The sequence below is a fragment of the Streptomyces natalensis ATCC 27448 genome (genome assembly GCF_000935125.1).
In the GTDB taxonomy this organism is placed as follows: domain Bacteria; phylum Actinomycetota; class Actinomycetes; order Streptomycetales; family Streptomycetaceae; genus Streptomyces; species Streptomyces natalensis.
This window is the reverse complement of sequence record NZ_JRKI01000023.1, coordinates 92,849-116,213: the sequence shown is the minus strand read 5'-3', so window position 1 is coordinate 116,213 and position 23,365 is coordinate 92,849. Positions and strand designations below refer to the sequence as shown.

The 23,365-nt window shown below is 72.9% G+C and carries 22 protein-coding genes; 10 read left to right on the top strand and 12 right to left on the bottom strand.

Translation table 11 applies throughout. From position 1 onward, the window contains the following. Positions 1–5 precede the first annotated feature (5 nt). Complete coding sequence (locus SNA_RS14365; RefSeq protein WP_078969909.1) at positions 6–578, bottom strand: DUF2165 domain-containing protein; 573 nt, start codon at positions 576–578, stop codon at positions 6–8. Between the two features lie 132 nt (positions 579–710). On the opposite strand from SNA_RS14365, the gene SNA_RS14360 reads away from it, so the two are divergent. After that, positions 711–1,742: a phosphatidylinositol-specific phospholipase C domain-containing protein gene (locus tag SNA_RS14360; protein WP_030072735.1), complete on the top strand. Its 1,032-nt coding sequence runs from the start codon at positions 711–713 to the stop codon at positions 1,740–1,742. 9 nt (positions 1,743–1,751) lie between these two features. On the opposite strand, the gene SNA_RS14355 is transcribed toward SNA_RS14360, so the two are convergent. From SNA_RS14355 to SNA_RS14325, 7 genes are all read right to left on the bottom strand, one after another. After that, entirely contained in the window at positions 1,752–2,786 is a 1,035-nt protein-coding gene (locus SNA_RS14355; protein WP_107070873.1) for a trypsin-like serine peptidase, read from the bottom strand. A 64-nt stretch (positions 2,787–2,850) separates the two neighbouring features. After that, positions 2,851–3,762: a phosphatidylinositol-specific phospholipase C gene (locus tag SNA_RS14350; protein WP_030072738.1), complete on the bottom strand. Its 912-nt coding sequence runs from the start codon at positions 3,760–3,762 to the stop codon at positions 2,851–2,853. 141 nt (positions 3,763–3,903) lie between these two features. Next, the gene (gene egtD / locus SNA_RS14345) at positions 3,904–4,866 is read right to left on the bottom strand and encodes an L-histidine N(alpha)-methyltransferase (protein ID WP_030072740.1); all 963 of its coding nucleotides are present in this window, start codon (positions 4,864–4,866) and stop codon (positions 3,904–3,906) included. Next, complete coding sequence (gene egtC / locus SNA_RS14340; RefSeq protein WP_044365318.1) at positions 4,863–5,618, bottom strand: ergothioneine biosynthesis protein EgtC; 756 nt, start codon at positions 5,616–5,618, stop codon at positions 4,863–4,865. The genes egtD and egtC overlap by 4 nt, the downstream gene beginning before the upstream one ends. Before the next feature lie 43 nt (positions 5,619–5,661). After that, on the bottom strand, positions 5,662–6,990 hold the full coding sequence (gene egtB, locus SNA_RS14335; RefSeq protein WP_030072746.1) for an ergothioneine biosynthesis protein EgtB: 1,329 nt from the start codon (positions 6,988–6,990) through the stop codon (positions 5,662–5,664). Beyond that, entirely contained in the window at positions 6,987–8,303 is a 1,317-nt protein-coding gene (gene egtA, locus SNA_RS14330) for an ergothioneine biosynthesis glutamate--cysteine ligase EgtA (protein WP_030072748.1), read from the bottom strand. Before egtA ends, egtB begins: the two co-directional genes overlap by 4 nt. Positions 8,304–8,567: 264 nt before the next feature. Further along, positions 8,568–9,779 (bottom strand): pyridoxal phosphate-dependent aminotransferase, encoded by a 1,212-nt coding sequence (locus SNA_RS14325; protein ID WP_030072750.1) that lies wholly within the window; start codon positions 9,777–9,779, stop codon positions 8,568–8,570. Positions 9,780–9,909: 130 nt separating this feature from the next. Here SNA_RS14325 and SNA_RS14320 point away from each other — a divergent pair, with 130 nt between their 5' ends. Both SNA_RS14320 and SNA_RS14315 read left to right on the top strand, forming a co-directional pair. After that, the gene (locus tag SNA_RS14320) at positions 9,910–10,587 is read left to right on the top strand and encodes a winged helix-turn-helix transcriptional regulator (protein WP_037794202.1); all 678 of its coding nucleotides are present in this window, start codon (positions 9,910–9,912) and stop codon (positions 10,585–10,587) included. A 214-nt stretch (positions 10,588–10,801) separates the two neighbouring features. After that, the gene (locus SNA_RS14315; RefSeq protein ID WP_044365307.1) at positions 10,802–11,896 is read left to right on the top strand and encodes a glycosyl hydrolase family 18 protein; all 1,095 of its coding nucleotides are present in this window, start codon (positions 10,802–10,804) and stop codon (positions 11,894–11,896) included. Here SNA_RS14315 and SNA_RS14310 read toward each other — a convergent pair. Continuing rightward, complete coding sequence (locus SNA_RS14310; protein ID WP_030072755.1) at positions 11,840–12,736, bottom strand: helix-turn-helix transcriptional regulator; 897 nt, start codon at positions 12,734–12,736, stop codon at positions 11,840–11,842. The two genes, SNA_RS14315 and SNA_RS14310, sit on opposite strands and share 57 nt — an antisense overlap. A gap of 258 nt (positions 12,737–12,994) precedes the next feature. Here SNA_RS14310 and SNA_RS14305 point away from each other — a divergent pair, with 258 nt between their 5' ends. Genes SNA_RS14305 through SNA_RS14295 form a run of 3 tightly spaced genes read left to right on the top strand, consistent with a single transcriptional unit; the run spans position 12,995 to position 16,319 of the window. Continuing rightward, entirely contained in the window at positions 12,995–13,993 is a 999-nt protein-coding gene (locus tag SNA_RS14305) for an NADPH:quinone oxidoreductase family protein (protein WP_044365305.1), read from the top strand. Then, positions 13,990–15,174 (top strand): acyl-CoA dehydrogenase family protein, encoded by a 1,185-nt coding sequence (locus SNA_RS14300; protein ID WP_030072757.1) that lies wholly within the window; start codon positions 13,990–13,992, stop codon positions 15,172–15,174. The genes SNA_RS14305 and SNA_RS14300 overlap by 4 nt, the downstream gene beginning before the upstream one ends. Beyond that, positions 15,171–16,319: an acyl-CoA dehydrogenase family protein gene (locus SNA_RS14295; RefSeq protein WP_044365303.1), complete on the top strand. Its 1,149-nt coding sequence runs from the start codon at positions 15,171–15,173 to the stop codon at positions 16,317–16,319. The genes SNA_RS14300 and SNA_RS14295 overlap by 4 nt, the downstream gene beginning before the upstream one ends. 15 nt (positions 16,320–16,334) lie before the next feature. Here SNA_RS14295 and SNA_RS14290 read toward each other — a convergent pair whose 3' ends face one another. Next, positions 16,335–16,916 carry a hypothetical protein gene (locus SNA_RS14290; RefSeq protein WP_051877543.1) on the bottom strand — a complete coding sequence of 194 codons (582 nt, stop codon included), beginning with the start codon at positions 16,914–16,916 and terminating at the stop codon, positions 16,335–16,337. A gap of 260 nt (positions 16,917–17,176) precedes the next feature. Here SNA_RS14290 and SNA_RS14285 point away from each other — a divergent pair, with 260 nt between their 5' ends. Further along, positions 17,177–18,538: a hypothetical protein gene (locus SNA_RS14285; RefSeq protein ID WP_044365301.1), complete on the top strand. Its 1,362-nt coding sequence runs from the start codon at positions 17,177–17,179 to the stop codon at positions 18,536–18,538. 65 nt (positions 18,539–18,603) lie between these two features. Here SNA_RS14285 and SNA_RS14280 read toward each other — a convergent pair whose 3' ends face one another. Next, complete coding sequence (locus SNA_RS14280) at positions 18,604–19,122, bottom strand: CHAP domain-containing protein (RefSeq protein ID WP_030064046.1); 519 nt, start codon at positions 19,120–19,122, stop codon at positions 18,604–18,606. Between the two features lie 102 nt (positions 19,123–19,224). Between SNA_RS14280 and SNA_RS14275 the strand changes: the two genes are divergently transcribed. Further along, the gene (locus tag SNA_RS14275) at positions 19,225–20,451 is read left to right on the top strand and encodes a S1 family peptidase (RefSeq protein ID WP_030064047.1); all 1,227 of its coding nucleotides are present in this window, start codon (positions 19,225–19,227) and stop codon (positions 20,449–20,451) included. 140 nt (positions 20,452–20,591) lie between these two features. Further along, a complete protein-coding gene (locus tag SNA_RS14270; RefSeq protein WP_052808912.1) occupies positions 20,592–20,912 on the top strand; it encodes a hypothetical protein in 321 nt (106 codons plus the stop codon). 65 nt (positions 20,913–20,977) lie between these two features. Here SNA_RS14270 and SNA_RS14265 read toward each other — a convergent pair whose 3' ends face one another. Continuing rightward, positions 20,978–21,760, bottom strand: coding sequence for a DeoR/GlpR family DNA-binding transcription regulator (locus SNA_RS14265; RefSeq protein WP_030064049.1), 783 nt, complete (start codon positions 21,758–21,760; stop codon positions 20,978–20,980). A 291-nt stretch (positions 21,761–22,051) separates the two neighbouring features. Here SNA_RS14265 and SNA_RS14260 point away from each other — a divergent pair, with 291 nt between their 5' ends. Further along, positions 22,052–23,359 carry an MFS transporter gene (locus tag SNA_RS14260; RefSeq protein WP_030064050.1) on the top strand — a complete coding sequence of 436 codons (1,308 nt, stop codon included), beginning with the start codon at positions 22,052–22,054 and terminating at the stop codon, positions 23,357–23,359. Positions 23,360–23,365 lie beyond the last annotated feature (6 nt).

Here is a 23,365-nt window from a genome sequence, read left to right as displayed (position 1 = left end):
TGGGGCTAATCCACCTCGCGCGGCAGGTGGAGCACCACCAGCCCCACCCCCGCCAACAAGAAATTCCGCAGGGCCGCCTCCAGGCCGTTCCAGCTCTTCGACTGCCACATCGCAAACCACTCCCCACCGATCGCGATGAACCCGGCACCGAACAGCACCAACACCATCAGCAATCCCACCGTCGCCATCGACCGGCCGCGGCCGGCCTGGCCGCGGCCGGACCGTAGGGCGGAGGCCAGGAGCCAGGTGGCGACGACAAGTACGGCCGCCGCCGCCGTCTCCCAGGCGATGATCGCCAGATACGCCGCGTCCTGGAGCACCGGCGAGGTGATGGACCGCCACATCAGGTCCGGGTCCCGGAACGTGGTGTCCATGGCCAGCACATGCTGGACGAACGCCCGGTTCGTGCCGTAGTCGGTGATGTTGCCGAAGGCGACCAGCGCGATATAGAGCGCGACCGTCCCGGTCAGCACCGTCGCCGCCAGCGGCAGCGCGGCGGACGGCCGCGCGGTGGCAGTGCCGTCCCCGTGTTCCTGCGCATGCACCGACGCCTCATGCGCATCCGGCTTCCTGGCCATTGCATCCTCCATGGTGGTAAAAGGCCGCCCCCGCGGGCCGTCGCCGTCACCAAGTCCCGTACGCTGCTGCCCGTTCGACCGGGTAACCGAACGGATGACCGACCGGGCCGGAAACGAGGGGAAGCGGGGAACATGAACGGGAAGCGGTGTGTGGGGACGGTCGCCGCGGCGGCGGCAGCGGTGTTCGCGGTGACCGGACCGGCGGGGGCCGAACCGGCCACGACATACGACACCACTACCTCGGTGGGCGTCCACAACGCTTACGAGAAGGAGAAGTACCCCTATTTCGCCGATGCGCTGGACTCCGGAGCCTCGCTGGTGGAACTCGATGTCTGGGCCAATGGACTGGGCCGGTCCTGGCGGGTCTCGCACAGCAACCCGCTGGGGAACAATAACAATTGCGAGGGCGCCGCGAGCGCCGCGGAGTTGCGGACCAAGGACACCGACCAGGACTTCGGCGCCTGTCTGGCCGATATGCGGGCCTGGCACGACGCCCACCCCGGGCACCGCCCCATCCTGGTCAAGGTCGAGATGAAGGACGGCTTCAATGCCAAGGGCGGCCGCGGGCCCGACGCCTTCGATGCGCTGGTACGGCAGAAGCTGGGCGATGCGGTCTACGGCCCCGGGGACCTGACGGCCGGTCATGCCACCGCCGACGAGGCCGTACGGGCCAACGGCTGGCCCGCCCGCTCCGCCCTGGCCGGAAAGTTTCTGATCGAGCTGATACCCGGCACCGTCGAGGAGCACAACCCGCTCGACAAGCTGTGGACCGACGTCGAATACGCCACCCATCTCAAGGACCTCGCCGCCCAGGGCAAGCTGGCGCAGTCGACGGCCTTCCCCGCCGTGCACGGCGCGGCCGCGGGCGATCCGCGCGAGCGCTATGCCGACCCGGCGCTGCGCCCGTGGTTCGTGGTCTTCGACGGCGATGCGGCGACGTATCTGGGCGGCAGTATCGACACCTCCTGGTACGACACCCGGCACTACCTCCTGGTGATGACGGACGCCCACAAGGTCCCGCCGGTGATCGACGGCACCCACCCCACCGAGGCCGAGGCCCTGGCCCGCGTCCGGCAACTCGCCGCCGCCCATGCGAGTTTCGCGACCGCGGACTGGTACCCGCTGCCGTCGGTCCTGAAGACCGTGGTGCCGCGGGGCGCGTGAACGCCGCGCCTACGACGTCGCGCGCCGGTACAGCGTGGCCAGGTCCTTGCCCAGGCGGCTGCTGTAGGACGTGGCGTCGTCGCCGCCCTCGTCCAGGCCGCCGATGACGCCGATGAGCGACCCGGTGCCGGTGGCCGGGTCGACGTCGATGAGCATCGGGCCGCCGCTGGTGCCGTTGGGGAACCCCGGGCAGTCGAACCGGAGTTGGGTGCCGCTTTCGGCGTCCGCCGTGTGGCGGCAGGCGAGGGGGGTGTCGCGGTCCTCGGGGTAGCCGGTCAGCAGGGCCGGGCGGCCGACGGGTGCGCCGAAGCGGATCTGCTCGGCGCCGGTGACCTCCTCGACCGTCCGGCCGTCCGCCGGCCGCCCGGCCCGGCGCACCCGCAGGAACGCCAGATCGCGGTCCGGGTCCCGGTCGGCGATCCAGCGGGGATCGACATCGATCCGGGTGGGCACCCACAGGCCGTACGGCGCGATCCCGTCGCGCAGACCGGGGACGAAGACCAGCCGGGTACGGAACCCGCCGTCGTGCACACAGTGGGCGGCGGTGACGACCAGATCGCCCGCGGGGGAGTGCACCACGCTCGCCGTGCAGTGATGTCCGGGGTCGCCGTCGTCGCCGGGGGAGAACAGCGCGCCGACGGGCGGTGAGGGGGCGGCCGGGGCCGCTTGCAGGGGCCGGGAGGCCGGGAGCGGGGCGGGGCTGCCGCCGCGGTCCGCGGAGACGGGCACCAGGGGACCGGGCCGCTCCCGGTACGGTCCGGCGAGCAGCGCCGCCGCGGCCGCGTCCCCGGCGTGCCGCCCGGGCCGGTACGTTCCGGTGTCCGGGTCCCCGTCGGCCAGATACGGGTCGCGCGCCCCGGCCCACAGCACCAGGGCCGCACCGCCCGCCAGCAGCCCCGCCGCCAGCAGCGCCAGTACCACCCGCCGCTGGGGGTACCTCCCGGCGTCAGCTGGGGGAGCACCGCCGCCGGGTCCGTCCTCGGCCTCCGTCATCCGGCGCGGCGGCTCCTCCGTCGCCGTCCGCCCGTACTCGCCCGTCTCCATGGCCCTCAGTCTGCGTTACGCGCCGCGGTGACGCGCGCACCACGGCGGGCACAGGCCCGGACCGTTAGGCCGTCGCGGGGTTGTGCCCGATGAGCGTCTCCGCCAGCCCGAACGCGTTCGGGAAGTCCATCGGGACGATGCCAAGCCCGCTCCAGCCGTGCCCCTCCGGCCCCGTCAGCAGGTCCTTGACCTGCGGGTTCAGCCGGTCGGCGTTGGAGCGGGGCGGCAGCAGGGCGGCGGTGCTGACGTAGTTGGCATACAGCTTGCCGGGCTCGGCGGCCGCCTTGCGGAACTGGGCGGCCACCTTCGGCCATTTCGCGAACGGCTCCGCCACATAGTCGTCCTGGATGTCGAACAGCTGCGGATCGCCGTACCGCACACCTGGCATCCCGTCGGAATCCGCCAGCAGGACGACCCGGCCGCGGGCGTTCCCGAGGGCAGGCAGATCGCTGTCGAGGCGGAACAGCGGACGGTAGCCCTTGCCGTCCAGATAGAGGTCGAAGATCCGGCGGAATTCCGTAGCGGGGACGTCGGAGTACTCCTGCTTGACCCGCATCAGAACGGTCTCGGACGGATGCGCCCGCAAGAACGCCCGGCAGGAGTTCAGTACGTCGCCGAACATCAGCTGCTGGTAGTAGGCGCCGTGATGGATGGCGAAGGCATCGTCGACGGCGCGGCAGCGGACGTCCAGAAAGCGGATGCCGCCGGCCAGTTGGTCATCGACGGCGCTGTCCTGGCAGGCCACCCAGGGGCCGCCGATGCGGGCGCCGGAGTCGTGGGTGCCGGGGACCGTCAGCCGCTGAAGGGGCGTCGTATCGGCCAGGGCCGACATCCAGTCCTGTACGGCGGCCCGGGCAAGGACCGACGGCCGCTCCGCCGCGTCGGCCGTGAAGCGGACGCCGCCGACGCCCACCAGCGCCCCCGCCGCCGACAGTCCCGCTGCGCCCCTGAGGAATCCCCGCCGGTCCAGTGCCATTCCGTCACCCCTGCCCGATGCGAACGTGTGAACGTGGGGGTCCCCCTGCTCGACCGGAGCCGAGAGCTTGGGGGACGTCGGGGCATCGAACCACAGGGGCGGCGCGAAGGGCACCGGATCGGCGGGGAAGGGCCGGTATTCTCAGGAACGGACCGCCAGCGACAGCGCGAACCGCCCGGCGCGGTCGGTCCACCACTCGCGCAACTCCAGTCCGGCAGCGGCCAGTTCGGCCCGTACGCCGTCCTCGCGGAACTTGGCGGAGACCTCGGTGCGCACCTCCTCGCCCTCGGCGAAGGAGACCGCCAGATCCACGTCGGTGATCTTGACCGTGAGCTCCTTGAGGGCCCGCAGCCGCATCTCGATCCACTCGTGCTCGGCATTCCACACGGCGACATGCGCGAAGTCGGCCGGATCGAAATCGCCGCCCAGCTCGCGGTTGATGACCTGGAGGACGTTCTTGTTGAAGGCGGCCGTCACGCCCTGCGCGTCGTCGTACGCGGCGACCAGCGTCGCCTCGTCCTTGACCAGATCGGTGCCCAGCAGCAGGGCGTCGCCCGGCGAGAGCAGCTCGTGCACGGAGCGCAGGAACGCCGCGCGTTCCCCGGGCAGCAGGTTGCCGATGGTGCCGCCGAGGAAGGCCAGCAGCCGGGGGCCGGGCGCGCCGGGGAGGGTCAGGCCCTGCTGGAAGTCGGCGACCAGGGCGTGCACGGTCAGGCCGGGGTGCTCGGTCAGCAGCGCCTTGCCCGCCGCGGTCAGCGCCGATTCGCTGACGTCGACCGGCACGTAGGTGTGCAGCCCGGTGAGGGCGCCGATCAGATGCCGGGTCTTGTCGGACGAGCCGGAGCCCAGCTCGATGAGCGTACGGGCGTCGGTGGCCGCGGCGATCTGCGGTGCACGGGCGAGCAGGATCTCGCGCTCCGCGCGGGTGGGGTAGTACTCGGGCAGTCTGGTGATCTCCTCGAAGAGCTCGCTGCCGCGGGCGTCATAGAACCATTTGGGCGGCAGCTGTTTGGGCGTACGGGTCAGCCCCTGGGTGACATCGGCGCGCAGCGCGGCCGAGGTGGCGTCGGCGGGGAGGGTGCGGGTGATGCTGAGCGGGCTCACGCGGCGGACTCCTTGAGCGGGGTGAGGCGGACGTCGGTGCGGGTGGCGCACACCAGGGTGCGGTCCGGGACCGGTGTCCACCGGGGGTCGTCGTCGTAGGGCTCGGAGGCTACGACGGTGCCGCCTCCGGAGCGGGTGTGGTGGAAGAGGGTGTCGCCCCAGGTGGTGGCGGCGATGGTGGTGCCGTCGGTCAGGAGCAGGTTCAGCCGGGAGCCGGGCGCGGCCCGCGCGACGTCGGCCACGGTGCCGGCCAGCGCCTGCCCCGGCGTCGCCCCGGCCGCCAGCCGGTGGCACACCAGCGCGAACAGGAACGCCGCATCGCAGCGGGCGGCCAGCTGGAGCAGCGCGACGGCGGGCAGCCCGGCGGCCAGCGGGGCGAGCGCATCGGGCCAGCCGAGCACCGCGCCGTTGTGGCTGAACAGATACCGCCCGGACGCGAACGGCGCCGCCGCGGCCTCGGCATCGGCCCCCGCCTCGGTGGCATCCCGGACGGCGGCGAGCAGGGCGCCGGTACGCACCACCCGGCCCAGGTCGGGCAGCAGATCGTCGGCCCAGATCGGCCCGGCCCGGCGGTAGCGGGCGGGTATCGGATCGTCCGGCGCGTACCAGCCGACCCCGAACCCGTCCGCGTTGACCGTTCCGTGCAGCTGCCGGCGCGGCGCCCAGGACTGCCGGTAGAGGCCCTGCGGCGGTTCCAGAATCACCTGGCCGAAGGGTATCTCCGGTCCCAGATAGGCAAGGTGACGGCACATCAGGCAGCTCCCGAGGGGCGCGGGACGGGCGGCGGCGCTGCCCTCATGCGGCCGCCGTCGGCTCGGCGTCCCGGGCGGTGCGGAACCCGGAGAAGATCTGCCGCCGTATGGGCAGGTCCCAGTTGCGGAACGTTCCGCGGCAGGCGACCGGATCGACCGCGAAGGACCCGCCGCGCAGCACCTTGTACCGGTCGCCGAAGAACACCTCGGAGTACTCCCGGTAGGGGAAGGCGGCGAAGCCGGGATACGGCAGGAAGTCGCTGGCCGTCCACTCCCAGACGTCGCCGATCAACTGCCGTACGCCGAGCGGGGATTGCCCCTCGGGATAGCTGCCGACGGGCGCGGGGCGGAGGTGGCGCTGGCCGAGGTTGGCGCGGTCGGGCGTCGGGTCCTCGTCGCCCCACGGGTAGCGCAGCGCCCGCCCGGTTGTGGGATCGTGCCGGGCGGCCTTCTCCCATTCGGCCTCCGTCGGCAGCCGCCGCCCCGCCCAGCGCGCATAGGCGTCCGCCTCGTACCAGCTGACGTGCAGCACCGGCTCGTCGGGCGGCACCGGTTCGGTCACCCCGAACCGGCGGCGCAGCCACTGACGGCTCTCGCGTTTCCAGAACAGCGGGGCCCGCAGTCCGTGCTCCCGCACCTGCGCCCAGCCCTCCTTCGCCCACCAGCGCGGTTCGTCATAGCCGCCGTCGTCGATGAAGCACTGATAGGCGCCGTTGCTGACCGGGGTGGTGTCGATGAGAAAGGCCGGAACGATCCTGCGGTGCGCGGGGCGCTCGTTGTCCAGCGCCCAGGGCTCGGTGGAGGTGCCCATGGTGAACGGGCCCGCGGGGACCAGGACTTCATCGGTCAGGATGCCGTCGAAGGTGGCCGGCGGCGGGGGAGCGGACAGCACGGCGGGGCCCCGGCGGAGCTGGTGTGTGATCAGCATGGTCTCGTCGTGCTGCTGCTCGTGCTGCGCGATCATGCCGAAGGCGAAACCGGCGTCCAGCAGCGGGCCGCCGCGCAGCGGACTGGACTCCAGCACCTCCAGCACCCGGCCGCGTACCTCGGCCAGATAGCCGTGCGCCTCGGCCGGTGCCAGCAGCGGCAGCGAGGGGCGCTCGGCGCGCGGATGCTCGAAGGCGTCGTAGACGGAGTCGATGTCCGGGCGCAGCGCGTCCCGGCCGCCGACGGTGCGCAGCAGCCACTGCTCCTCCTGGTTGCCGATGTGCGCCAGGTCCCACACCAGGGGCGACATCAGCGGGGAGTGCTGGGCGACGAGGTCGGGTTCTTCGACGCTGGTGGTCAGCAGGCGGGTACGGTCGCGGGCGGCGAGCAGCGCCGCGGCCGCCCGGGTGCGGAGCGCCTCGGGGGTGAGCGGATCGGTGGTCACGGACGGTCCTTCCCAAGGAGCTCGGTGATGTCCCCGTCGCCCGGGTGCGCGCGGGCGGCTTCGGCTTCCGCGGCGTACAGGGCGTCGAGATGGTCGTCGGCGGGGCAGCGGCCGCGGGCCACATAGCGTTCGGTGAACTCCGCGACCGCCGCGATCACCTCCGGGGCGGCTCCCAGCCGGGGCAGCGCCTCCTGGGCGGCGGCGAAACAGGCCACCGCGGCCGCATGCAGCTCGGGGTCGGTCAGCGCGCCGCGGACCGCATGCCGCCACAGGGGATTGCGCGGGGCGGGACGCGAACCGGCCGTCTCCGCAAGGGGTTTGACGATGCGATAGGCCCGCTCCGCGGCCTCGGCGTCGTCGAACAGCGCGGCCGTCACCGCCAGCGGCACGATCCAGCCGCCGTCGCCCGCCTGTGCGTCGATCATCCGCAGCTCCAGATGGCCGCGCGGCCGCACCGGCGGGAAGAGCGTGGTGACGTGGTAGTCCAGATCCTCCAGGGTCGGCGGCCGGGGCCGGCCGGTGCGGACCCAGTCGCGGAAGGTCAGCCCCTTCGGCGCGTCCCAGGGCCCTTCCTCGCTCCGTACGCACATCACCGGTGCGTCCAGTACATAGCGCGCCCAGGCGGCCCGCGGGTCCGCGGACTGCGGCGGGGCGAGGGTTCGGCCGGGATCCAGCTGGGTCCAGACGACCTGGCGGGTGGTGCGATAGCCGGTAGGGCAGCCCTCGCTGGCCGGCGAATTGGCGAACGCCGCGCACAGCACCGCGCCCAGCAGATGCGCCATCAGCCACCGGCGGCCCAGCCCGAGCGGCCCCGGCTCCTCGTAGCCCGCGTCCACACAGACCTGGACGGATGCGGTGGAGCACATCATGGACCGGCCGGCGCCGCCCCAGCGGTCGAAATACGCCTCCATGGTGCTGTAGCGGGGGTCGTCGGTCAGCACACGGTGCGGCGGAATCCAGGGATTGTGGCCGTGTCCCGCCATGCCCAGGCCCATGGCACGCATCGCGGGGCGGACCAGTGCCAGATCGGCCGCGACGGACTCGATGCAGGCGGTGAGGGAGGTGGCGGGCAGCGAGCTGAGCTCCAGCTGGCCGCCGGGTTCGAAGGTCAGAAGGGAGGTGAGGGGGAGGGTGCGAAGGTGGCGGGCCGCGGAGTGCAGCCGGTCCGGTTCGACCGGACATCGGGGGTTGCGTGCATCGTGCACCAGCCATTCGATCTCGACACCGATGCGTTGTGGCGGACCGGTCTTGAAACAGATTCCGTGCAGGTGAGCTTCCAGCTCAGCTTCCGTTTCCGCAGGTCGTACGGGCAACACGGGCTACTCCCCTCGGGGATCGCGGCAGGACTGCCGTCCTCCACCTAAGCGGCTGCGCGCCGTGTGCTCAAGAGCGCGTCGGGCGAACGGGCGGTGACGGGCGGGACCCGGCCACGGTGCCGGGCGGGCGGCAGCGATTCCTGACCGCTACGCCCGTTGGGGTGAGGCGCGGGAAACCGCGGGCCTCACCGGGTGTACCGGCCCCGGTGCCCGGCCGCTGATCGTCCGGCTCCGTCACGCCTGTTACTGCCGGTACGCCGCCTACTGCCGGTACCCCGCCAGGAACCGCCCGATCCGGCCGATGGCCGCGTCCAGGTCGTCGGCGTGCGGGAGGGTGAGGATGCGGAAGTGGTCGGGGCGGGGCCAGTTGAAACCGGTGCCCTGGACGACCTGGATCTTTTCGCGCAGGAGGAGGTCGAGGACGAACTTCTCGTCGTCGTGGATGGCGTGGACGGCGGGGTCGAGGCGCGGGAAGGCGTAGAGCGCGCCCTTGGGCTTGACGCAGGAGACGCCGGGGATCTCGTTCAGCCGCTCCCAGGCGAGGTCGCGCTGTTCGCGCAGCCGGCCGCCCGGCAGGATCAGGTCCGTGATGCTCTGGCGGCCGCCGAGCGCGGCTTGGATGGCGTACTGCGCGGGGGCGTTGGGGCACAGCCGCATCGAGGCCAGGGTGCCCAGGCCCTCCAGATAGTCGGCGGCGTGCTCCTTGGGGCCGGAGACGACCAGCCAGCCGGAGCGGAAGCCGGCGATGCGGGAGGACTTGGACAGCCCGCTGAAGGTGAGGCAGACCAGGTCCGGGGCGAGCACGGCGGCGTGGTGGTGGACCGCGTCGTCGTACAGGATCCGGTCGTAGACCTCGTCGGCGAGGACCATCAGCTGGTGGCGGCGGGCGAGGTCGAGCATGCCCTCCAGGAGCTCACGCGGATAGACCGCGCCGGTGGGGTTGTTGGGGTTGATGATGACCAGCGCCCGGGTCCGGTCGGTGATCTTCGACGCGATGTCGTCGAGGTCCGGCAGCCAGTCGGCGGACTCGTCGCACAGGTAGTGCACGGCCTTGCCGCCGGAGAGGGTGGTGACCGCCGTCCACAGGGGGTAATCGGGAGCCGGGATCAGCACCTCGTCGCCGTCGTCCAGGAGCGCCTGGAGCGCCAGCGAGACCAGCTCGGAGACGCCGTTGCCCAGGTAGATGTCGTCCACCCCGACATCGGGCAGCCCGGCCTCCTGATAGCGCTGGGCCACCGCGCGGCGGGCGGAGAGGATGCCCTGCGACTCCGTATAGCCGTGTGCGCGGGAGAGGTTGCGCATCACGTCCTGGAGGATCTCTTCGGGGCATTCGAAGCCGAACAGCGCCGGATTGCCCGTATTGAGGCGCAGCACGCTGTGGCCGGCCTCCTCCAGCGCGTTCGCCTGCTCGATCACCGGCCCGCGGATCTCGTAGCAGACGTCGGTCAACTTGCTGGACTGCTTGAACTGCATACGGCGGCCTCCCGGTCCTCGCCCACCGCGCGGCGCGGCAGTGCTCGTCACTGGTTACAACACCAAACGTGCGTACTTGGTTTTACCAAGCTGGGACTTGGAAAGTCCAACTATTGTCTATGCTGAGGTCATGCCGCGCCGAAGTTATGACCACTACTGCGCCCTCGCCCGCGCCCTGGACGCCGTCGGCGACCGCTGGACGCTGCTGATCGTCCGCGAACTGCTCGGCGGTGCCCGGCGCTACACCGATCTGCACGCCGACCTGCCCGGCGTCAGTACGGACATGCTCGCCTCCCGCCTCAAGGACATGGAGCGCGACGGGCTTCTCTCGCGGCGCCGGCTCGCCCCGCCCGGCGCCGCCTTCGTCTACGAACTCACCGGACGCGGACGTGGCCTGCTGCCCGCGCTCACCGCGCTCGCCGACTGGGGCGCCCCGGCCCTCGACGCCCGGCGCCCCACGGACGCGGTACGGGCCCACTGGTTCGCGCTGCCCCTCGTCACCCGGCTCGCCCGGCACTTCGCGGAGGGCGTCGCCGTGATCGACGTCGCCCTGGACGAGGGGGAGTTCCATGTGCTGCTCGACCCGGCGGACGAGGGCCCGCGCTACGGCGACGGCCCGGCCGAACGCGCCGACGTCCGCCTCCGCATGGACACCGCGACCTGCGCCGACGTCGCCGCCGATCGTCTCTCCCTCGCCGAGGGCATCGCCTCCGGGCGGATCGCGGTCACGGTCCCTGAGGGCGAGGGCGAGGGCGAGGGCGAGGGCGAGGGCGACCGGCCGCGGCGGGAGCGGGCGACGACGGGCTGACAGCGCGCGGCGGGCATCCCCGCTCGCCGCCGCCCCTCGCCGTCCTCCGTTTGCCGCCGCCCCTCCCGCCCGTCTCCTGCCCCACCCGTCTCCCGCTCCTCATCTCATGCCCCGTCAGGAACGGTCACCCGTACGGCAGGTGCGTACCGCCCCCGGCCCTCCGTTCGGCGCTTCTGGGCGGGCGCCCGCCGCGGCACCGGGTGAAGCTGCGGGCATGGACCATGTATCCGTTACCCGGGCGCGCCCCGGGTTCGCGCTCCTGCTGGCCGCGGTGGCGCTCGCCGGACCGCTCGCCCCGGCGGCCGTGGCCGCGGCGTCACCGGGGACCGAGGCCGGCGTCGCGCTGGCCGCCGCCGACCGGCGCACCGGCTCCGCCTGGCTGCCGTACTGGGGCGACACCGAGGCCGCCTACCAGGACGCGCTGGAACACGCCGACCAGCTGCGCACCGTCAGCCCGTTCTGGTACGAGGCCACGGCCGATGCCGTCAGGGGGCAGGACGGCGCGGGGGACGAGGGCGTCATCGACGGGCTGCACCGTGCCGGCATCCGCGTCGTGCCCACCGTGACCGAGAAGCCCGGCCCCGCCGAGATGGCCGGGGTGATACACGATCCCCGGCGCCGGGCCGCGCATATCGACGCCCTGCTGGAGACGGCGGGCAGCCGCGCGTACGACGGCATGGATCTGGACTACGAGACCATGACCCTCACCAACGACCGGGCCGCCCGCGAACGCGTCCGCACCGGCTTCAACCTCCTCACCCGCGATCTGTGCGCCCGGCTGCACGCCCGCGGCAAGGAATGCGTCGTCACCGTCCTGGCGCAGACCGGCGGCTCCGGCGAGGCGTACGACTACCGGCAGCTGGGCAAGGTCGCCGACACCGTCCGGATCATGGGCTATGACCTGCACTGGGCCGGCGGCGCGGCGGGCCCGCTGTCGTCCAAGGACTGGTACGAGCAGTTCCTCCGCTATGCCACCGCCACCATCCCGCGCAACAAGATCGAGGTCGGCTTCCCCGGCTACGGCTGGGACTGGACCAAGGGCAGTACGAACCGGGCCGGCCATCTGACCTGGAAGGAGGCCGAGGCGCTGCGCCGGCGGACCGGCTCCGGCTACCACTTGGACGACGCGTCCGGCACCCCGCACTTCACCTACCTCAAGGACGGCACCGAGCACCAGGTCTGGTACCAGGACGCCCGCGGGGTCGCCGAGCAGCTGCCGCTGCTGAAGAAGTACGGGGTGCAGGGCACCGGCCTATGGGCGCTCGGCTTCGAGGACCCGGAGGTGTGGCCCGTGTTCCGTGGCCAGTAGCCGCAGGGCCGCCTCGGAGGGCGAACCGTCCGCCGCGGTGTACATCAGCACGCCCTGCCCGGACCCGTCCGGGGTCTGCATCATCTCGAACTCCAGCTCCAGCTCGCCCACCAGCGGATGGTGGAAGCGCTTGGTGCCGAAGGTGCAGTTGCGCACGCCGTGCCATGACCACAGGGCGGCGAACTCCTCGCTCTTCATCATCAACTCACCGATCAGTGCGGCCAGTTGCGGGTCGTCGGGGCGCTCGCTTGCGGTGACCCGCAGCGCGGAGACGGCGCGCCGGATCTCCGTGTCGCGGTCGGGGAAGAGCTCGCGGGTGTGCGGGTCGAGGAAGAGCAGGCGCTGGGTGTTGGGGCGGTCCAGGGGGCGGCCGGGGCTGTCGGCATCCAGGTGGCCGGCGATCAGGGCGTGTCCGAGGCGGTTCCAGGCCAGCACCTCGAAGCGCGGGCCGAGCGCCAGGGCCGGGACGCCGTCCAGGGCGCGCAGCAGCTGAAGCACTCCGGGGCGGGCCTTCTCGTGCCGGACGGCGGGGCGGCGGCGCCGCTGTCCGGGCCGGGCCAGCGCCAGCAGATACGCCCGCTCGTCGGCGGTCAGCCGCAGCGCGCGGGCCAGGGCCTCCAGCACCCCTTCCGAAGCGTTGTGGCTCTGCCCCTGTTCGAGGCGGGTGTAGTACGCGGCACTGACCCCGGCCAATTGGGCCAGCTCCTCGCGGCGCAGCCCGGGGACGCGGCGGCGCGCCCCGTAGGAGACCAGTCCGACGTCCTCTGGTTGCAGGCGGGCGCGGCGGGTGCGCAGGAAGTCCCCCAGCTCGGCGGGTGTGCCGATGCCGGGGGCGGGCATGCGGGGGGCGGTGCCAGGTGTGTCCGTAGGGGGTGCGTTCGTGCCCGGTGAGTCCATGGGGTCAGTCTCGGTGATCCGGCGGCGCGGAGCCTGACCCTGTGGGTACCAGGGTCCGCGCCGCCCGGCTCGCGGAACGCCGGACACTGTTCCCTCCAGGATACCGACCGCTTAGTATGTCGCTCGACGGCGAGGCGACGGGGCCCGGCGGGCCGGCCCGGCCGTTGCACCCCGCATATCCGAGGTCTGTGGAGGCACCTGGTGAAGGCATGGCGCGTATCCGCGAACGGCGAGCCGCGAGAGGTGATGCGGCTGGAAGAGGTGCCGGACCCCGAGCCCGGCCCCGGGCAGCTGCTGCTGCGCGTCCGGGCCGCCAACGTCAACTTCCCGGACGCGCTGCTGTGCCGTGGCCACTACCAGGTACGGCCGCCGCTGCCGTTCACCCCGGGCGTGGAGATCTGCGGCGAGGTGCTGGCCGTGGGGGAGGGCGCGACCGGCTCGGTGGGGCAGCGGGTGCTGGCCCAACCGCCGCTGCCCGACGGAGGGTTCGCCGAGTACGCGGTGGCCGATGCCCGGTCCGTGCGGCCCGCCCCGGAGGCCCTGGACGATGCGGAGGCCGCCGCGCTGCACATCGGCTACCAGACCGGCTGGTTCGGCCTGCACCGGCGGGCGCGGCTCCAGGCGGGGGAGACCCTGCTGGTGCACGCCGCGGCCGGCGGCGTCGGCAGCGCCGCCGTCCAGCTGGGCAAGGCCGCGGGGGCGCGGGTCATCGGCGTCGTCGGCGGTGCGGACAAGGCCCGGATCGCCCGCGAGCTGGGCTGTGACCTCGTCCTCGACCGGCGCGCGGACGACCTCGTCGCCGAGGTCAAGAACGCCACCGGCGGGCGCGGCGCCGATGTCGTCTACGATCCGGTGGGCGGCGACGCCTACGCCAAGTCCGTCAAGTGCATCGCCTTCGAGGGCCGGATCGTCGTCGTCGGCTTCGCCAGCGGCGCCGTCCCCAGCCCCGCCCTCAACCATGCGCTGGTGAAGAACTACTCGGTGCTGGGCCTGCACTGGGGCCTGTACAACACCAAGGACCCGGCCGCGGTCGACGCCTGCCACGAGGAGCTCACCAAGCTCGCCGCGCAGGGCGTCGTACGGCCGCTGATCGGCGGGCGCATCCCGCTGGCGGGCGCCGCCGAGGCCGTCCAGCGGGTCGCCGACGGCACCTCCACCGGCCGTCTGGTCGTCCTGCCCGGACTTGAGGAGGCACGATGACCGACGCCGCCGACCTGCGCCGCCGCACCGCGGACCTGCTCGCCGCACACCCTCCGGCCACGACCGAGCGGCTGGACTTCCTGCGCGCCCGCTTCGACGCCGGCCTCGCCTGGGTCCACTTCCCCGAAGGGCTCGGCGGGCTGGGTGCGCCGCGCGCCCTCCAGGCGGTGGTGGACGCCGAACTGGAGGCCGCCGGCGCTCCCGGCAACGACCCCGGCCGCATCGGCATCGGCCTCGGCATGGCCGCGCCCACCCTCCTCCGCTTCGGCACCGAGGAGCAGAAGAAGCGCTTCCTGCGGCCCCTGTGGACGGGGGAGGAGGTGTGGTGCCAGCTGTTCAGCGAGCCCGGCGCGGGCTCCGACCTGGCGGCGCTGGCCACCCGTGCCGTACGGGACGAAAAGGAGGGTTGGGTGGTCGACGGCCAGAAGGTCTGGACGTCGAGCGCGCATCTGGCCCGCTGGGCGATCCTCATCGCCCGCACCGATCCCGACGTGCCCAAACACCGCGGGATGACCTACTTCGTCTGCGATATGACCGACCCCGGCGTCGAGGTGCGGCCGCTGCGGCAGATCACCGGCGAGGCCGAGTTCAACGAGGTGTTCCTGACCGGGGTGCGGATCCCCGACGCCCATCGCCTCGGCGAGGTCGGCGAGGGCTGGAAGGTCGCCCAGACCACGCTGATGAACGAGCGGGTCGCGATCGGCGGCATCCGCATCCCCCGCGAGGGCGGCATGATCGGCGTCGCCGCGACCGCCTGGCGCGAGCGCCCCGAACTGCGCACCCACGACCTCCACCAGCGGCTGCTGAAACTCTGGGTGGAGGCCGAGGTCGCCCGGCTGACCGGCGAGCGGCTGCGCCAGCAGCTCTCCAAGGGCCAGCCCGGCCCGGAAGGCAGCGGGATGAAGCTGGCCTTCGCCCGCCTCGCCCAGGAGATCAGCGGCTGGGAGGTGGAGTTCCTCGCCGAGGACGGACTGACCTACGACGACTGGACGCTGCGCCGTCCCGACGGCGTCGACTTCACCGGACGCCAGGCCGGCTACCGCTATCTGCGCGCCAAGGGGAACTCCATCGAAGGAGGCACCTCCGAAGTGCTGCTCAACATCGTCGCCGAACGCGTGCTGGGGCTGCCGCCCGAGCCGCGCACCGACAAGGACGTCGCGTGGAAGGACCTCCCCCGATGACCACCCCCATGTCCGCCGCCCCCGAGCCCGATCTGCTCTACTCCGCCGACGAGGAGGCGCTGCGCGACGCCGTCCGCGCTCTGCTCGCCGACCGCAGCGATCCGGCCACCGTTCTGGCCGGGCTGGAGTCGGCGCTCCCCTACGACCGCGAACTGTGGCGCGCGCTCGCCACCGGGATCGGCACCGCCGGACTGCTGGTCCCCGAGAAGCTCGGCGGCGCGGGCGCGAGCGCCCGGGAGGCCGCCGTGGTGCTGGAGGAGCTGGGCCGCTCCGTCGCCCCCGCGCCCTATCTGACCAGCGCCGTCATCGCGGTCACCGCGCTGCTGGGCTGCGATACGGACCAGACGGACGTCGCCGGGCCGCTCGCCGCGCTGGCCGAGGGCCGCACCCTCGGGGTGCTCGCGCTGCCGCTGACGACCGCGCCCGGCGGTGCGGGGGAGCCGACCGTACGGGCCGACGCGGACGGCGCGCTGACCGGCCGGGTGACCTCGGTCGCCGATGCCGCGGCCGCGGAGCTGCTGCTGGTGTGGGCGCAGGGGCCGCACGGCCCGGCCCTGCACGCGGTCGAGGCCCCGGCCGACGGCGTCCGCACCGAGGCCGTCATCCCGCTCGACCTCACCCGGCCGCTCGCCCATCTCACCCTCGACGGTGCACCGGGCCGAGTGCTGGCCGCCGGGGACCGCGCCCGCGACGCCGTGGAGCGGGCGCTGCTCACCGGGGCGGGACTGCTGGCCTCGGAGCAGCTCGGTATCGCCGAATGGTGCCTGGCCGAAACCGTGCGCCACACCACGCAGCGCACGCAGTTCGGCCGCCCGGTCGGCTCGTTCCAGGCCCTCAAGCACCGGATGGCGGCCCTGTGGCTGGAGGTCGCCTCGGCCCGCGCCGCCGCCCGCAACGCCGCCGATGCGCTGGCCGGCGGCAGCCCCGACGCCCCGCTGGCGGTGGCCGTCGCCCAGGCGTACTGCGCACCGGTGGCGGTCCGCGCCGCCGAGGAGTGCATCCAGCTGCACGGCGGCATCGGGATGACCTGGGAACACCCGGCACATCTCTACCTCAAGCGCGCCAAGGCCGATCAGCTCGCGCTGGGGGCGCCGGGGCGGCACCGCGCGGCGCTGGCGGAACTGGCCGGGCTGAGCGCGCCCTGAGGGCGCGGGCGGTGGTCAGGCGATGACGGCGAAGGACGTGCTGTAGGCATGGGCGATGTCGTCCTGGGTGGTCACCTCCAGCGCATAGGCGCGGCCGGGCGCCACCGGCGGTAGCGACACCAGCGCCTCCCCGGTGGGCCCGGCACCGGCCCGGGGGGCGACCTGCGCCATCCGCTGCATCCGGTTGCCGTGGCGCACCGTCAGCCAGACGTCCACCTCGCGGCCGGTGTTGTTCGTCCAGGACACGCTGAAACCGCCGTTGCCCCGGAAGGTGAGGCCGGGCGCCGGTCCGTTCACCGCGATCCGCCAGCCGCGGGGTGGCGCATGGGCGGGGGGCTCCTCTTCGGGCTCTGTGTGCCGGGAGTGCGCGGAGTGCCCGGCGGGGGCGTCGTGGCCGCTGGCCTCGGCGGGGGCGGCCGGGACGCCGCGGCCCATGATGTCCGCGCGGGCGGGCCCGGCACCGGGCGGGACATCGGCCTTGCCCGACGGCCAGGGGGTGCCGTGCGACGGGAGCAGCACCAGCACCAGCAGGCAGCCGCCGACGGTGGCGACGGCGACGGCGGCCATGGACTTGAACATCGAGGTCGCCCAGCGCATCCAGGTCTCGTTTCCTCAGGGGGCGGAAATTCCCCGGGGGAGGGGCGAACTGGAACATCCCCGGTCATTTCATCATCAAAAACGCCACGCTGAGCGACCACCTGGATGGTCACGCCCGGCGCGACAGACCGCCCCGCCGCCGCGATACTGCCTCCTCGGCCGTCGGCTTCCGGTCACTCCAACGGCCCTCCCGCGGCCCTCCTGTACCGGCCCCGTCACCGGCGCTGTCTGAAAAGTGCCGTTCAGGTAGCGTCGTAGACATGAAGACCGGTACGAGGACCGCAACCCGACGCGCACCGTTCGCCCCGGTGCTCCTGCTGGTGGCCGCGCTACTGGCCGTGATCACTGTGCTGGCCCCCGGAGCCCGCGCCACCGGCGGCCTCGATGCGGCCGCGGCCGCCCTCAAACAGGGACCGGTCTACGTCGATCCCCGCGCCGCCGGTCAGTTCCCCAAGGCCGACGCGGACGCACTGGCCAAGAAGATCAAGAACTCCGGCAAGCCGATCTTCGTCGCGGTGCTGCCCCGCGCCGCGGAATACCCGCCCAAGACGCTGCTCCAGGACCTGCGCACCAAGGTCGGCATCAGCGGCGTCTACGCCGTGGAGCTGGGCAACGGCTTCAACGCCGGCGCCGACCCCCGGGTGATGCCGCACGGCGCGGTGACGAACCTGGTCGGCTCGGTCAATCGCTCCGACTACCCCACCGTCTCCCAGCGCCTGAACAGCTTCGTCGACATCGCCGACCAGCAGGCCATGGGCCACGCCCCGTCCTCCTGGGGCGGCGGCGGGAACTCCGGCATCGACACCGGCACCCTCGTCGGCCTCGGCGCGCTGGTCGTCATCGGCGGCGGCGGCGCGTACGCCCTCGCCCGCCGCCAGCGCCGCCGGCGCGCCGAGGAGGAGCGCGCCGCGCTCGAAGACCTGCGGGTCGTCGTCGACGAGGACATCACCGCCTTCGGCGAAGAGCTGGACCGGCTCGACTTCAACCCCGGCGAGCCCGGCGCCGACGACGCGATGCGCGCCGACTACAGCCATGCCCTGGACGCCTACGAGAACGCCAAGTCGGCGATGACCCGGGCCGAACGGCCCGGCGACGTCCAGTCCGTGACCCGGGCCCTGGAGGACGGCCGGTTCTCGCTCGCCACCCTCGCCGCCCGGCGCGAGGGCCGGCCGCTGCCCGAGCGCCGGCTGCCCTGCTTCTTCGACCCCCGGCACGGGCCGTCCGTCGTCGACGTCGCGTGGGCACCGTCCGGCGGCGCCGAGCGCACCGTGCCGGTCTGCGCCGCGGACAAGAGCCGTCTGGACGACGGCCGAGAGCCGCTGGCCCGTACCGTGCGCACCGAGAGCGGCGACCGCCCCTACTGGGACGCGGGCCCGGCCTACGCCCCCTGGGCCGGCGGCTACTTCGGCGGCGGCCTGCTGCCCGGCCTTCTGGTGGGCACCATGCTCGGCAACCTGATGATGTCGTCCCCCGCCTACGGCGCCGACTTCGGCGGCCCGTCGGGTGCCGAGGGCGGCGACGTCACCGGATCCGACTTCAACCCGGACGACTTCGGGGGCGGCTTCGGCGACGGCGGCGGTTTCGACGGCGGTGGCGGCGGGGGCTTCGACGGCGGTTTCTGAGCCCGGCGGCGGGGCCAGGGCCCTTCTGATGGGTCTCCGCGGCGTCGCGACGCCACGGAGACCCATCAGAAGGGCCCTGACCCCCGGGCGGCCCCGACCGCCCGCTTGGCTCCCAGGAAGCGCGCATACCGCGGCCGCGCCGCGAAGTCCGCGTAGGTCCACACGGCGGGCCGCCCGACCTCCTTGCACAGATGCAGCACCTGACCGGGCGCCAGATGGACCCCGACATGGGCGCCGTACCCGGTGGGACGGCCCGCCACCGGCCCGCCGTCGAACAGCACCAGGTCCAGCGGCCGCGGCCGTGTGGCGCGTACCGTCGCCCGCTCGTCCGCCCACAGCTCCGCCGACCGCAGCGGCGGCACCACAAGGCCGAAGTGCCGGAGGACGGCGTAGGCGTAGCGCTGGCAGTTCGCGCCCCCGGCGAGGGCAGCGGCCGCATCCCCGGCGGATGACGTGCATTCAGGTGGCCCGGCTCCCGGATGGCGGGCGGCCGAGTAGCTGACGTTGCGCAGCTCCGCGGGAAGCCCGGCCAGGGCCTGCGGCCCGCAGGGAACGGGGATTTGACGGTCGGACCGTGCGCTCATCGGACCATGATGCAGGCGATCTCCGCGATGCCGCACGTCGCGCGGTCAACGAGGCTCGGCGGAACGGCTTCGACGCGTATTCGACCCGCGAGGAGATCCCCGATGCACTGCCGCTTCCGCAAGGCCGCTCTCTGGGGCGCCACCATGGCCGCCGTTCTGGCCGCCACCGGCCCGCTCAGCCCGGCGCACGCCACGCCGCGGCCCGACCCCACGCCCCAGCCCTCGCCCCGCGGCATGCTCGACGCGATGCGCCGCGACCTGGGCCTGACGCCCGACCAGGCCCGCACCCGGCTGGCCCAGGAGGCCGAGGCGCAGCGGGCCGCCGCCGCGGTGCGCCGGGTGCTCTCCGCACCACCCGCCGGTATGTGGTTCGACAAGAACGTCGGCAAGCTGGTCGTCGCGGTCACCGTCCCCGGCGACGCCGCGCGGGTACGGGCCGCCGGCGCGCTGCCCAAGACCGTCACCCACAGCCGCGCCGCGCTCACCGAAATGACCCGCCAGATCAGCACCCGGGCCGGCAAGGGCGTACCGGGCGTCACCGGCTGGGGTGTGGACGAGCGCGCCAACGGGGTCGTGGTCCGCGTGGACCGCCGCTCCGCCGGGCGGGCGACCGACTCCTTCGAGAACGCCGTACGCTCCATGGCCGCCCCCTCCCGCATCCCCGTCACCGTCGAGCGCAGCGACCAGGCGCCGCGCCAGCAGGGCGGCCCCGTCATCGGCGGCGAACGCTGGATGCCCGGCAAGGAGGGCATCTGCTCCATCGGCTTCTCGGTCACCGGACCCGGCGGCCTCCAGGGCTTTTTGACGGCGGGTCACTGCACGGACGACATCGATCAGGACGCGTTCGGCAAGGACGGCACCCGCATGGGCACCTCCAACAAAGGCGGCGGGCACAGCGTGATCGGGCGCGAGGGTGACTTCGGGCTGGTCACCGTCGACGGGGACGGCTGGACCCTGTCGCCGAACGTGGCCGGGCAGGGCGGCCAGCCGGTCGCCGTCACCGGATCCCAGGAGGGCGTGACGGGGATGTCCGTGTGCCATTCGGGCGAGGCCACCGGCTGGCACTGCGGGGAGATCACCCGCTCCGAGCAGACCGTGGACTACGGCACCGCCATCGTCGAGGGACTGTCCTTCACCAACGCCTGCTCGGCGCCCGGCGATTCGGGCGGCTCCTACGTCACCCAGCCCGGCTCCCCGAAGGCCGTGGGAATCCACTCCGGCGGCGGCACCGCGACCTGCACCGAAGGCGGCGACACCATCACCATCTTCCAGCCGGTCGACGAGGCGCTGGCCAAATGGCACCTGTCGCTGAAGAGGGGCGGTTCCTGACAACGGATCCTGACTGGCCGTCACCAGGGCGGAGGTGCGCAGACAGCCAGTGCAGTGATCTTTCGCCGGTGCCCCGTATCGGGGGGACGGTGCCGGGAAGTACAGAGGCTGACCACCGTCTCGGCTTCTCAGGAGAAAACATGCGTATGCGCACGGCCCTTTTCGCTGCGACCCTGGCCGCCGCCGCCCTCTTCGGCGGCGCCGGCATCGCCGCCGCCGACAACTCGATCCCCCACGGTCTCGGTTCGCTCCTGGGACAGGAGCAGTCGGGTCCGTCGGACCAGGGTCCGTCGGGCTCCGACATGATGGGCGGTTCGGGGACGATCTCGCAGACTGCGGACAGCAACGTCGACAAGGCGCCGGAGAGCTCCGGCGACTCCGGCAACCCCGGCGGCCATGGGGCGAACGGTGGTGGTTCGGACGGGATGGGCTCCAGTGGGATGGGCTCCAACGGCATGTGAGGCGCGCCCCCGAAGGGGCCGGAAAGCGGCGGGGCGGGCCGGTGTGCCCGCCCCTTGCCGCGCCCTCACCCCCGCTGCGGCACCACCATGACCTCGGTGCCGGCCGTCCGTATCGACCGTAGCTGCTCGGCCGGGAGACCGTCGTCGACGATCAGCAGCTCGAAATCGGTCAGCGGGGCGAGCGCGTACAGGCCGTCCTTGGTGAACTTGGTGTGGTCGGCGACCAGCACCCGGCGGGCCGCGCTCTCCATCATCGCCCGCTTGACCTGCACCGTTTCCGGTGAGGTGTGGTAGCAGCGGCCGTTGGTGACGGCCGTGGTGGACAGAAACAGGACATCGGCCCGAAACGCCCGTACGGCGTCCGCGGTGTGCAGCCCCATGAAGGCGTCGTACGCCGGGAAGTAGGCGCCGCCCAGCGTGATCAGCGCAATGCCCGGCTCCTTGGCGAGGGTGGTGATCGCCGGGAGCGAGTTGGTGATCACGGTCAGCGGGGCGTGCTCCGCGGCCTGGTGGGCCAGCAGCAGACAGGTGGTGCTGTCGTCGAGCAGCACGGTCTGCCCGGGGACCAGCAGCGTCGCCGCGGCCCGCGCCAGCTGCTGTTTGGTCGCCGCCATGGTCGCCATCCGCTCGGCGACACTGCCGTGGAACTGCGCCGACGGCAGCCCGGTCGCCCCGCCGCGCACCTTGCGGAGCCAGCCCTGCGCCTGGAGCGCGTCCAGATCGCGGTGTGCGGTCATCAGGCTGACCCCGAACTCCTCGGCCAGATCCGAGGTGCGGACGAACCCGCCGGCGATGACGCGCTCGCGCATCCGCCGCCGCCGCTCCTCCTGGGCCTCGACCCGGTCCACCGCGTCCTCCCTCCGCCCTCGACGGGCGATCGACCGTGCGACCGCGAAGGCGGCCGCGTGATCCACCACGTGAATGCGCCGCGTTATGTTCGCACGGATTTAACACTGCGCGCCGGACCGCGGCCCTGTCCACATGCGGTTCCGGTGCGACACATCATGGCTGGTCGCGGCGCCGATGCGAACATTCCGGCGGCCATTGACCCCCCGTTCCACGCGGCGGTTCCATCACTGCGTTCCTCCCCGTCACCCCCCCGCACCTTCCTGCCCCGCCGCCGCAGAAAGGGAGATTCGATGACGAACTCTCCTCCCGCCTCGCCGCGTTCGCCGCTCGCTCGCCTGGGCATCCCGCCGACCCTGGTCTGGGGGTACCTCGGGCTCCTGCTCTTCATGATCGGAGACGGGGTCGAGTCGGGCTATCTCTCGCCGTACCTGACCGACCGGGGCTTCTCCGAATCCCGCGTCGCCCTGCTCTTCACGGTCTACGGCATCGCCGCCGGAATCGCCGCCTGGCTCTCCGGGGTCCTCTCCGACCTGTGGGGCCCGCGCCGCGTCATGTGGACCGGTCTGGCCGTCTGGACCGTCTTCCAGCTGGTCTTCCTGGCCGTCGCCCTCCCCCTGGGCAGCTATCCGCTGATGATGCTCGGCTACGGGCTGCGCGGCCTGGGCTACCCCCTCTTCGCGTACGGCTTCCTGGTCTGGATCGCCGCGGTGGCCCCCGGCGCCCGGCTGGGCACCGCCATGGGCTGGTTCTGGTTCGCCTTCACCGGCGGGCTGCCCACGCTCGGCTCGCTCGTCGCCAGCGGACTCATCCCGCACATCGGCGCCTACGCCACCCTGTGGGCCGCCCTCGCCCTCGTCGCCGCGGGCGGACTGCTCGCCCTGCTGCTGGTCCGCGACACCCGGGGCGGCAAGCGGCCGCGCGGTACGGGCGAGGGGCCGCTGGCCACCCTCGTCGGCAGCATCACCATCCTGTGGCGCAACCCCCGTGTCGGCATGGGCTCGGTGGTGCGGGTCATCAACACCGCCTCACAGTTCGGCTTCTTCGTGATCATGCCGATCCACTTCACCAAAACGGTCGGCTTCAGCCTGACCCAGTGGCTGCACCTGCTCAGCGCGATGTTCGCGACCAACATCTTCGCCAACCTGCTGTTCGGCGTGATCGGCGACCGGCTCGGATGGCGCCGCACCATCGCCTGGTTCGGCGGCGCCGGCTGCACCCTGAGCACCCTGCTGCTCTTCTACGTCCCCGACGCCGCGGGCGCCAACTTCCCGCTCGCCCTGCTGGTGGCCGCCTTCTACGGGGCTACGCTGGCGGGATACGTACCGCTGTCGGCGCTGGTGCCCAGTATGGAACCGCGCCACAAGGGCCAGGCCCTGGCCGCGCTCAACCTCGGCGCGGGCGCCAGCACCTTCGTGGGCCCCGCCGTGGTCGCGGCCTTCGTGGGCCCGCTCGGCGTCGCCGGGGTGGTGTGGATCTTCGCGGGGATGTATGCGGTGAGCACTGTGCTCGCGCTCTTCCTGAAGCTGCCGGACGAGTCGCCCGCCGCGGCCGGTGCACCGCACGCCGGTGCCGAAGCCGCCGCCTCGGCTCCGGCGTGAGAGGAC